This is a genomic window from Dokdonia pacifica, assembly GCF_900188275.1.
GTDB lineage: Bacteria > Bacteroidota > Bacteroidia > Flavobacteriales > Flavobacteriaceae > Dokdonia > Dokdonia pacifica.
This window is the reverse complement of record NZ_FZNY01000010.1, coordinates 47,668-59,629: the sequence shown is the minus strand read 5'-3', so window position 1 is coordinate 59,629 and position 11,962 is coordinate 47,668. Positions and strand designations below refer to the sequence as shown.

The following is an 11,962-nucleotide window of genomic DNA, read 5'->3' as shown; positions in this document are numbered from 1 at the left end:
TTACTGTTTAGAAAATCTAACTTTAGATGGAAAATTTGCATAATCACAAAATGCATCAAACCCCTCAAAAGCTTCTAGGAAATGTAGCTCAAAAACAGTATCATCATTAGGATCAATAGTTGCTGGTATTATATCTGGTCCTATTAATACACGATCACTAGGATCTGCAAACGCATTGGCTCCTGTACAGGTAAATGCTAATTTTTGATAACGAGTAACGACTGCGGCGTCACACACTATACTAAATTCAATCAAAACCCTATTTACACCGGATCCAAATTCAAATTGGCGAAAGTTATTAGAATGTCCATTAACAATAGTAAACAATCTATCTGGTCCAAAACTAGGGCCAAAGAGACCATCTTCTATACTTGTATATTGATAAACACCTGTAAATTTATCTGATGATATAGGTTCTACTATATTAATTAAGTAGGTAAAAGGTGATTTAAAAAAGCCCGTTGTATTTACAACCGTACCGGCAGAGTTTGTAACATTAAAAGTTAACCCGTCAGATAAATTTAAATCTAAATCTAAACGAAATTGATCTTTACAATTTGTTTGATCAATGGTTAAGCCTGTCGCATCTAAAAGTTCTGCATACGTATAATCTAATGTAATTGCTGGTAAAGAAAAATCACTCGTTGCAAAGTCTTCTGGAGTAAGCGTTTCTAATAATATTCTTTGAGTGGAAACTGAATTTCCTGCTGGAGTATTATCTATAAAAGTCACAAAAACATCAACGGTACTTAATAACCTTCCTTCTTCGATATCTTGTTCTTCTATATCGATACTAAAAACACTCGATGGGTTATTTATTTCAAATTCTCCATTATTAAATTGCAAGGTTCGTAATACGGCGCCTCTATCTACTTCTACGAGAACTGTTTCAATTGCTTTCTCTTCATCATCACAAGCAATACATAGAAAGAGACTAAGGATAATTATTGTAATTTTTTTCATGAGATATACATTGTTGGTTAGTTTAGTAATGAACAGGTCTGCTATTTAATTATCGCATATATGCTCTAAAAAATAAGATAACAACCTATTTATATTCTTTATACGCTTTCGCGAAAGCGTACTATTGCTTAGAAAAACGATATCTAGAAGGTGCTGTTTGATATCCACATTCACCATCAAAGCCTAAATACCCTTCTACAAACCATAATTCAAAAACAGTATCGTCATTAATATTTGCAGGGCCAGATACTGTATCTGGTCCTAATAACGTAGGTGCAGCATTAAAAGAGCAATATCCTTCTGGGGAAGATAATTGGTTTTTACCCATAACTATACGATCATCTACCACTGTGAATTCCCAACGTCTTGGTTGCTCTAAACCTACATGATGTAAGTTATGGAATGCTCTGAATTCTCTTGTGTTTGATGAATGTCCCTTTACAACCTCAATGATAGTCCCATCTGGAAAAGGTTGTCTAAACTCATCTACAAATGTTTGTCCATTGGGTCCATCTAATATAGATTCCATAAGGTACATTCCTGTAAAAAGATCTTCTGCTATAGGTTCTACCATATTAATGGTGTAACAAAATGGAGAGCTAAAGAAGGTGTCAAATGCAATTATAATTGAACTAGCATTAAACGCATTAAAAACACGCCCATCTGTAAGTTTTAAATTAAGGTTTATTAAAAATTGATCTTTAACCGCAACTTCTGCTGTAGTTAGTCCAGTAGCCGTTAAAAGCTCTTCATAACTATAAACAAAAGAGGTTCGAGGTAATCCTTCTGGTGCAGGCCCAACTGACCATTCTTCGGCAGGAATAATAGCTAGCATTGTATTAGGGACTGAGCTATTACCATTACTAGGCGTATTATCTTTAAACTGTACTAAGATTTCAACTTCATCTAGTAAATCTCCTTCTTCAATATCCATCTCTTCTACATTAATAGTAAAGGTACTTTGAAGGTCATTAATGTCAAAATCGACATTACTAAGATCTAAGGTTCGTACAACGGCACCTCGCTCTACTTCTTCAACAACAAACTCTATTGCTTTGTCGCCATCGGTACATGAAAATAGACTTCCTATCAGGAAGAGTAATACGTATTTATTTTTCATTCGGGTTGGTTATTTACTTAAAAGTATGACTATCTATTATATGAAACGTATATACCGATAATAATTAACTAATAACTTTGATACTATTTTAACACGCTATTGTTTAGATAATCTGACGGTAGATGGCGTTGTAGGCCAACCACAAAATCCATCATTTCCTTCAAAGGCTTCTAGGAACCGAATATCAAAAACGGTATCATCATTTGGATCTGCAGTTCCATTTAAATTGGAGGCTGGTCCTAGTAATACGTGTACATCGCCTTCAACCTCTGCACTACATACAATAGAAGATCGTACATATCTAGTCAAAATAATCTGGTCACAAGCAACCGTAAATTCTACTTCAGATCGAACCAAAACACCACCAACTATAGTTTGCTGCTGATCTCTAAAAATCTCAAAACTCCTGGCATTAGGTCTCGTCCTGGTTACCATTAAAACATCTGGAGATATAATAGTAGGTCCATTAAAACCATCCTCCAAGCTCGTATAGGAATAGATTCCAGTGTATAAATCATCATCAATACCTTCTACCACAATCACATCATATGTAAAAGGAGAATTTAACGCACTACCAAAACCGATAATAGGCCCATTGGTATTCTCATTAGAAAAACTTCTTCCATCTGTCAAGTTAAGATTTAGATCAATGACAAACTTGTCTGTGCAACTAATTTGAGCGTTATTTAGGTTTAATAATTCTAATAATTCTTGCGTAGTAATAGTCACTGTTGTTACAGGTAAGTCATTAACACCTGGTGTGAAATCTGTAGCAGATAAAATTGTAAAGGCTTCAGAGGTTCTAGAGTTATCACCATTATCTAGGGTATTATCTACAAAAGAAATAAAAACCTCAACATCAGAAAGCAAAGCCGTTTCTTGTCCATCTTGGTATTCTAATGAAAACTGAATAGGAACTTCTGGTTGTGATGTATCAAAAGTCAAATTATCTATAGACTGTGTTCGTAATATGGCTCCTACTTGAGCATCAGAAAAAACAATATCTACAGCTTTTTCATCATCATTACACGACAGGAATACTAGTAGACACAGAAGTATCAGGTATTTTTTAATCATAGCAAACGTTTTTTCTCTAAAAATATCATTATTAAAAATAATATGCACGATATGCTACTATTTTTAATGTAAGCATTCAAAAAATGTAATCAATTTATTGCTTAGAAAGTCTAATTCTAGAAGGAGCAGTTCCAAAACCGCAATTACCATCAAAACCAAGATACCCTTCTACAAACCAAAGTTCAAACACGGTATCATCATTAGGATCTATGGTTGCATTTACAGTATCTGGTCCTAATAAAATGGCGGGGTCAATACCACAAAATCCTATTTTACTTGATAATAAATCTTTGCTAAATACAGTTTCATCACATGCAATTGTAAATCTAAAAATACGAGGTTGTTCTTGCTCTATAGACAATCTATGACGTAAACGCATCTCACGTACATTAGTAGAATGTCCTTTATAAACTTCGACTAATTGTGTTTCACCAAAAGTTTCACCTAAAGGTCCATCCACTACACTCTCTAATTGGTAAATTCCTGTAAACATATCTTCTGCGATAGGTTCTATCACATTAATTGTATAACAAAATGGAGAACTCCAAAAATCATCTGCTGCTAAAATTTTAGAGCTAGCAGCTCCTGCAGTAAACGATCTACCATCACTTAGTATAAGATTGATTCTAACCTCAAACTGGTCTTTACAAGACATATCTGCCATAGTGAGATTAAAAGCATTTAAGGCTTCCTCAAAAGAAACAGTAAGCGAAGTTCTAGGTTTTCCAAACTGTCCTATCGCAAAAACATCACGTTCTAATGTTTTTAGAAAAATCTCATTAGAAGGTAAAGCACCATGTTGCTTATATGTCAAATAAACTTCTATTTCTTGAAGTAATCCACCGTTCTGTTCATCATGAGTTTCCAGTTCTACACCAAAAACATCAGATGGGTTATTCATTGAAAAATCAGAATTAAAAGTTTCTGTAGTTCGCACATATGCGGCAATTTCTCTATCATCAGCGTTGGTAAGCGCTACTTTATCATCGTTAGAACAAGAAATTATAAAGAAACATAGGAGTATCGAAAATCGTACTAATAAAGACATAATTTGGTAAGGTTGGTTTAGTAATGCTTAAATTAAAAGCATATTCTAAAAAAGGAAGTCACAACCGATAATAATTACCTCACTAATACTTCACAAAAAGTAAATTATTCTTTTGATTTTTCAAGGCGGTCTTTTACGTACTCTACTTCTTTTTTACCATGAGGTTTTGCTTTCCCATCATCCCCAAGGCCTACCATTACAATCCGTTCTATGGTGATAATAACTTCGTGTGTCATTTTGTTACGTACTTCACACTTTAGCGTTAAAGAAGCTGTTCCAAATTTTACAACTTCAAGACCAATTTCTATGATATCTCCTTTTTTTGCGCTTGCGCGAAAATCAATTTCACTCATATACTTAGTCACCGTACGCGGATTCTCAAGTTGGATAATCGCATACAGCGCCGCTTCTTCATCAATCCATTCTAATAGTCTACCTCCAAAAAGTGTCCCATTAGGGTTTAAATCTTCAGGTTTTATCCATTTACGTGTGTGAAAGTTCATTATAGTTTATATTTCTGAGAAGTCAGAAATCTTACCTAACTTCTATAATTATTGATGTATTACAAATTTAATTTACTATTCTTCAATAATAGCAAGCATACGATATCAAAATCTTATACTAATATATACGCTTTCGTACTTCAACTACGCTCAGCATAAACTTTTGCGTCGCTATGCTCCTTAAAAGCGTACTTAGACCAAATACCAAAGGAGTACAGAAACAACTAAACCTATCAGAGCGATTAATGTAGTCATTACCGTCCATGATCGAAACGTTTCTTTTTCAGTAAGTCCTAGATACTGTTTTACTAACCAAAAACCACTATCATTTACATGGGAAAATACAGTTGCCCCAGAAGCAATAGCAATCACGAGCACTGCGAGTTGCGGCTGAGAAAAAAGCAATACGGCTTCACCATTTATAGTTTCGCTTAATAGAGGATATGTAATTCCTGCAGCAGTAATCATAGCCACTGTAGCAGACCCTTGTAATATGCGTATGATTGCAGCAACAATAAATCCAAATATAATAGGAGGGAAAAAATCTGTATTAAGGCCTTTAGCGATCATCTCTCCAGCTCCTGTATCAATAAGAATTTGTTTAAAAGCACCACCAGCTCCTGTAAGTAATATAATTACACCAGCTGGATATAAAGATTTTGTAGAAATATCTAAGAGCTGCTCTTTAGAGAATCCTTTATTAATCCCTAATACATACCAAGCTACAATATTTGCAATAATAAGAGCTACAAAGGGATGTCCCAACAATCCTGCGGCATACGTAAGCCATTTGGGTAAGGTATCTTCTCCAAACAACGGACTCCCCAAAACGGTATTACAAACAATTAATAAAATAGGAATAGCGATAATCAATAAAATAGTCACCGCCGAAGGAGCATTTTCAGGAATCTCTGAAGTGGTTACCATATCTGATGGAGTTTCAATATGCATGGTCTTAGAAAGACGTTTTGCGAGTATGGGCCCCGCTATAATAGCTGCAGGCAATCCCGCTAAAAAACCAAAAATAATGACATACCCTAAGTCGGCTCCTAATATATCTGCTACCGCAATAGGTCCAGGAGTAGGTGGAATAAATGTATGTGTAATAGCTAATCCAGCCAGTAAAGGAATAGCATATAAAAGCAATGACTTTTTTGTTTGTTTCTGAAGCGCATAAATTAAAGGAACAAGAATGATAAACGCTACATCAAAAAACACAGGAATAGCTACTAAAAACCCTGTAAGCATGACTGCCCAATGTGCTTTTTTTACTCCAAAGAGTTGAAGCATAGATTGCGCCAGTTGTTGCGCACCACCAGACCGTTCAAGTATAGCGCCAAAAAGTGCACCGAGTCCCACAACTGTAGCCACAAACCCTAAGGTACCCCCCATTCCATTCTTAACACTATCAAGAATAGCTATTGGATCCATACCTGCAATAACCCCTACAACAATACAAGTAATCAATAAGGCTATAAATGCTTGAAATTTTAAACGTAGTATTAAAAATAATAAGACACTGATGCCTATAGTGACTGCTATTAGTAATTGTATGTCCATATGGTATGCTTAGTTGTAATTATATAGATATTGATAATTCGTTCTAAAATAATTACTATTGTTTAGTAATCGTATTTATAATATGTTGTAATAATCTATCTTTTTGTAAGCTAGCGTCACAAATGATACCTGATGTTGGTGCTTCTAAGGTATCAAATTGAGATTGCAATAAACTAGGATTAAAAAAATGGTTTTTACGAACCGATAATCGTTGTGCTATGTTGTCAAAACTAGCCGAAAGATAGATGGTCTTTACCTTTGACTGATCCACTTTAAGGCGTTTTCGATAACTTTCTTTGAGTGCCGAACAAGCTAAAACAGCTCCTTCTATCTCCCATTGATCATATTGAGTTACAATACGATCTAGCCAAGGCCATCTATCTTCGTCTTGAAGTGGAATGCCTGAAGCCATTTTATCTTTATTTTCTTGAGGATGAAAATCATCTGCATCATAAAAAGGAATATCAAGCTGTTGCGCTATAGTTTTTCCTAGTGTCGTTTTTCCTACGCCAGAAACTCCCATTACTATGTAAATTGTTGCCATTAAAATAAAGTAGGTGTGTCAGGATTATTTTGAGAGAGCGTTTGCGGGATTTTTAAATCTAAAGACAATGCACTATTGAGTTTCTGTATGAAATAGGCAGATAGTAAAGGAGATTCTACCTCTACATTTTGATGAATAAAAAAATGTATATTCTTTAATCCTTGAGATACCCATTTCTGTAATCGGATTACCCAATCATCCAGTCGTGTATAATCACTTTCATGATTAGCTCCTACAAAGCGAATAAAAGCTTCATTGTTTGTTAGTCGCATATGCATGATATCACGCCTTCCTGCTGTATCTACCAATACATTTGCCATATTATTTTCTTCCAATACATGATATAAGCGATCAGCCACTTGAGGGTCATTAAACCAATCTGTATGTCTAAACTCTAACGCAATAGGAACATGAGAAGGCCAATTATTGATAAAATTATCTACCCTATCAAAATTTTTAGGTTGGAAATTATTGTGCATTTGTAAGAAGATCGTACCTAATTTTTCTTTTAAAGCTAAGGTATGATCTATGTATTCTGGAATGTACTGTTCTGAGTCTATAAGTCTTTTTAAATGACTTATATTATTTGTGATTTTAGGAAAGAACTTAAACCCTTCTGGGGTTTTGTGATACCACTTTTCGTATTGTTCTTTTGGAAAAAGTCTATAAAACGTAGCATTTAACTCGATACAATTAAACTGATTTGAATAATAGCCTAATTCATCTTTAGTGCCTCGTGGGTAAAAGTTTTTTAAATCTTGTTTATTCCATTTTGCACAGCCTACATATACCTGAAGCGGGTCTGATGTAGTATGAGTACTTAGCACTCTTTCTGTATCTATATGATCTTGAGGTAATGTAAAATCTATAGCTTCTGGCTGTTCTACTTTTCCAAATTTCATGTTGATTCGTTGTAAAATGATAAAGATAAAAGAATCGATCTTTACTTCCCTGTTTTAGGATATAAAATCAACTACAACGTTAGCGTAAATAAAGCATTTTACTAGAAGTATTAGTATCTTGTTGAAGGTTTTACAAATAAAATGTCAAAAATGTTTTCTGTAAACAAAAAAATATTCTCAAAAAACAACTCAAAAAAAATCAAAAATTCTGTAACAAAATCTCTGCTCTATAGTCTAATGGCTAGACATCAAACAATAAATACACAAATTATACTTTTATGAAAACGATTAAATTATTAATTGCAGTAGTACTTATAGCTGTTGCTTTGCCTACACATGCACAAACTGCAGATGAGATTATCGCTAATTATTTTGAAAATACAGGTGGTGAAGAAGCTTGGGGTAAATTAGAAGGAATTCAGATCAATGCTGTGGTAAATCAAGGATTTGATATTCCAGTTACTATTATTGAAATGAAGGATGGACGTCAAATGATCAAAATTAACTTACAAGGTCAAGAGATTACACAATTAGCTTTTGACGGTGAAGTAGCATGGACTACAAATTTCCAGTCTATGAAATCAGAAAAAGTAGATTCTGAAACTTTAGAAAATTTTAAATCACTTGCAGGAAAAAGTTTTCCTAGTCCATTTTTAAATTATAAAGAAAAAGGATTTACTATTGAGCTTTTAGGAGAAGAAATTATTGATGGTACAAATACTTATAAAGTAGAAATCACAATGGACCCTGTAAAAGCTGATGGAGAAATGGTAGACAACAAAGTTACATATTACTTTGAAGATGAAAACTTTGTACCTATTCAAACTGCTTCTGAAGTACAATCTGGTCCAAGCAAAGGACTAATCTCTAAAGATACATACAGTGATTACACAGAGGTATTAATGAAAGGACAGTCAGAAGGAGAAGGATTATACTTTGCACTGTCAAGAACTGTTTTTGGAGGACAAGCACTAGACATTAAAAGTATTGACCTAAATCCAGAAGTAACAGACGAGATGTTTGCATTTCCAACTCAGGAATAATTTGAAATTATATACAAACCTCAATCGTAAAGATTGAGGTTTTTTATTTCGCTTTAAGCGAAAAAAATATACCAATACTAATCAATCAGAATTCTCATGAAAACTAAAAACATTTTTTTAGGATGCCTCTTTGCATCCTTTACTTTAGTGGGTACTGCACAAGAAATTGTTCTAAAAGGAAAAGAACTTTTTGGAGATATTACCGCTAGACAAATAGGGCCTGCTTTAATGAGTGGTCGTATTATCGATATGGAAGTGCACCCAACCAATCCGCAAATTATATATACGGGTACTGCAGGTGGTGGTGTATGGAAATCTAATGATGGAGGTGCCACCTATGCTCCTATTTTTGAAGAACACATTCAGTCTATTGGACAAGTTGCTATAGATCCTAATGACCCAGACAAAACAGTTTGGGTAGGTACTGGTGAAATATGGACTCGTAATTCTGTTTCTATAGGTGATGGATTATACCGATCTAAAGATGGTGGAGTAAACTGGGATAAAATGGGCTTTGAAAACTCTGAGCGTATTTCTGGTATTGAAATTCACCCAAAAAATAGTGATGTAGTATATGTAGCTGTATTAGGATCTCTTTGGAGCGAAAGTACAGAGCGTGGAATTTATAAAACAACCGATGGCGGAAAAACATGGAATAATATCTTGTATGTAGATGAAAATACGGGTGCTGCCGATTTTATGATGGATCCAAACAATCCTGACGTATTATATGCTGCCATGTGGGAACATCGTCGTACTGCCTGGGATTTTAATTCTGGAGGACCTGGAAGTGCATTATATAAATCTACAGATGGAGGTACTACTTGGAATAAGATACATAAAGGGTTTCCAGAAGGGATCTTAGGGCGTATAGGTATTGCTGTTTCTCCTTCAGATTCTAATCGAGTATATGCTGTTATTGAATCTGAAAAAGATAAAGGATTGTATCGTTCTAATGATGCGGGAGGTTCATGGGAACTTACCAATAGTGATTTTTCTTTAACGGTTCGTCCATTCTATTTTTCTAGAATCGTCGTAGATCCTAAAGATTCTGATGTCGTTGTAAAAGGAGGTTTAAGCGGTTCTATTTCTAAAGATGGAGGAGAAACGTTTGTTCCACTTGGAAATATGCACTCAGATATCCATGATATTGTCTTTGATATTAATAATTCAGACATGATGCATGTAGGAACCGATGGTGGTGTATACCGCTCTTGGAATCAAGGTACTACTATGGAAATAGTAAGTAACTTACCACTATCTCAATTCTACCATATTAGTGTAGATGATGCAGAGCCTTATAGAATTTACGGAGGATTACAAGATAATGGTTCTTGGTATGGTCCATCTTCTTCGCCTGGTGGCATAGAAGCTCGTGATTGGGTACGCGTAGGTGTGGGTGACGGATTCAGAGTATTAAAACATCCTACTAAAGAAATTCTATATTCAGAAATGCAAGGTGCTGATAATGTATGGCGCTATGATATGGAGCGTAACTATACGAAAAATGTAAAACCACTTCCTGTTACTGGATATGATGATTTACGTTTTAACTGGAATGCTCCTATGGCAGTAAGTGCTCATCAACCTGATCGTTTTTATATGGGAAGTCAATACTTGCATGTGAGTGATAATATGGGAGATACTTGGAAGATTATATCACCAGATTTAACTACAAATGATCCTGCAAAGCAACCTACAAAATCTGGGGGACTCTCTAATGATACTTCTGGAGCTGAAAAGCACACAACCATCTTTACAATTGCTGAATCTCCTATGGATGAAAATGTACTATGGGTAGGAACCGATGATGGGAATGTACAAATTACGAAAGACGGCGGTAAAAACTGGACCAATGTTACTGCAAATATTCAAGGTCTCCCTGCAAATACCTGGGTTTACCATATTGAAGCAAGTGTACACGGAAAAGGAACAGCATATGCTGTATTTGATGGACATGCACGAGGAGATATGAAACCGTATGTATACAAAACAAAAGATTATGGAGCTACATGGACTAGTATTGTCACAGATGACATTCCGTTATTTGCTCGTAATATCCAAGAAGATTATGAGAATGAAGACTTACTGTTCTTAGGGACAGAAAATGGTTTATACATCACGGTTAATGGAGGTAAAAACTGGTCTCATTTCACCAATAACTTCCCACATACAGCGATTCACTTTCTAGATCTTCAAAAAAAGACAAATGACTTAGTAGCTGGTACTCATGGACGTGGTGTAATTATCATAGATGATATTAGCACCTTACGAGAAGTAACCCAAGAGGTATTAGCAAAAAAAGTACACTTTTTTGATACAAAACCAGGCACTATGGTAGAAGAAGGTGGCTTTGGTGGTGGTAGTACCGAATTAGAGTTTGTAGGTCCAAACCCAGGAACTTCTGTACAATTAAAATATTATCTAAAGAAAAGGCACACATTTGGAAAAATGACCTTAGAAATTCAGGATATGGAGGGTAATAAAATTACCACAATTCCTCCTGGGAAGTCAAAAGGAATTAACATTGTACGTTGGAATTATAACACTAAGGCGCCTAAAAATGCCGCTGGAAAAACATTAAGTTTTGGAGCATTTCAACCTATGAGAGCTCAAGCAGGAACTTATAAAGCTGTTATTAAAAAAGGGAAAGATACCTACGAGACTACTTTTGAAATCAAAAATGATCCAAAATCATTTATTACTGCCAAAGAAAGAGAAGCTCAACAAAATACTTCTCAAAAACTATTTGATTTACAAGAAGACTTAGCCTATATGGTTTATCAAATGGATGAAATGATTAAAAATGGAGAAAATGCAATAACGACCAATGCTAAAGCTAAGAAAACAGCACAACCACTTATTGATGAGTTAAATGCTTTAAAGGAAACACTCGTAATTACTTCTGGTGATAACTATGTAGATTCTGCACCTCCACAATTAAGAGAGAAATTGGCACAATTATATAGTGATGTTGCTGCCAATTTTGAAGCGCCATCACAAGCACAATTGGAAAATCTTAAATTATTATCAGATCGTTATACAAAAGCAAAAACTGATTTTGACCAAATTACAAGTAAACGTTTAAGCAAGTTTACAAAGTTTGCTGAAAAATCAGGACTTTCTGCACTTGATTTACAAAGTAAAGAAGACTTTTTAAAGTCATAATACACTTTTATATAATATGTAAAAAAGCCTCCAA

Annotated in this window: 10 protein-coding genes; 2 read left to right on the top strand and 8 right to left on the bottom strand. The window is 34.7% G+C overall.

The genetic code is table 11. The annotated features are described in order from the left end of the window. The 8 genes from CHB80_RS22025 to CHB80_RS21990 all read right to left on the bottom strand — a co-directional run bounded on the left by CHB80_RS22025 (nucleotide 1) and on the right by CHB80_RS21990 (nucleotide 7,717). Nucleotides 1-963: a hypothetical protein gene (locus tag CHB80_RS22025; protein ID WP_089373686.1), complete on the bottom strand. Its 963-nt coding sequence runs from the start codon at nucleotides 961-963 to the stop codon at nucleotides 1-3. Nucleotides 964-1,084: 121 nt separating this feature from the next. Further along, nucleotides 1,085-2,083: a hypothetical protein gene (locus CHB80_RS22020; protein ID WP_089373685.1), complete on the bottom strand. Its 999-nt coding sequence runs from the start codon at nucleotides 2,081-2,083 to the stop codon at nucleotides 1,085-1,087. Between the two features lie 96 nt (nucleotides 2,084-2,179). Continuing rightward, on the bottom strand, nucleotides 2,180-3,160 hold the full coding sequence (locus CHB80_RS22015; protein ID WP_143337218.1) for a hypothetical protein: 981 nt from the start codon (nucleotides 3,158-3,160) through the stop codon (nucleotides 2,180-2,182). A gap of 94 nt (nucleotides 3,161-3,254) precedes the next feature. Further along, entirely contained in the window at nucleotides 3,255-4,208 is a 954-nt protein-coding gene (locus tag CHB80_RS22010) for a hypothetical protein (protein WP_089373683.1), read from the bottom strand. A gap of 104 nt (nucleotides 4,209-4,312) precedes the next feature. Beyond that, nucleotides 4,313-4,711 carry an acyl-CoA thioesterase gene (locus CHB80_RS22005; protein WP_089373682.1) on the bottom strand — a complete coding sequence of 133 codons (399 nt, stop codon included), beginning with the start codon at nucleotides 4,709-4,711 and terminating at the stop codon, nucleotides 4,313-4,315. A 192-nt stretch (nucleotides 4,712-4,903) separates the two neighbouring features. Then, nucleotides 4,904-6,271, bottom strand: a complete 1,368-nt coding sequence (locus CHB80_RS22000) for a GntP family permease (protein WP_089373681.1) — start codon at nucleotides 6,269-6,271, stop codon at nucleotides 4,904-4,906. A gap of 55 nt (nucleotides 6,272-6,326) precedes the next feature. Further along, nucleotides 6,327-6,815, bottom strand: coding sequence for a gluconokinase (locus tag CHB80_RS21995; RefSeq protein ID WP_089373680.1), 489 nt, complete (start codon nucleotides 6,813-6,815; stop codon nucleotides 6,327-6,329). Then, the gene (locus CHB80_RS21990) at nucleotides 6,815-7,717 is read right to left on the bottom strand and encodes a DUF72 domain-containing protein (RefSeq protein WP_089373679.1); all 903 of its coding nucleotides are present in this window, start codon (nucleotides 7,715-7,717) and stop codon (nucleotides 6,815-6,817) included. The genes CHB80_RS21995 and CHB80_RS21990 overlap by 1 nt, the downstream gene beginning before the upstream one ends. A 278-nt stretch (nucleotides 7,718-7,995) precedes the next feature. Between CHB80_RS21990 and CHB80_RS21985 the strand changes: the two genes are divergently transcribed. Continuing rightward, nucleotides 7,996-8,760 (top strand): LolA family protein, encoded by a 765-nt coding sequence (locus CHB80_RS21985; RefSeq protein WP_089373678.1) that lies wholly within the window; start codon nucleotides 7,996-7,998, stop codon nucleotides 8,758-8,760. Nucleotides 8,761-8,856: 96 nt separating this feature from the next. Next, entirely contained in the window at nucleotides 8,857-11,928 is a 3,072-nt protein-coding gene (locus CHB80_RS21980) for a VPS10 domain-containing protein (RefSeq protein WP_089373677.1), read from the top strand. Nucleotides 11,929-11,962: the final 34 nt, after the last annotated feature.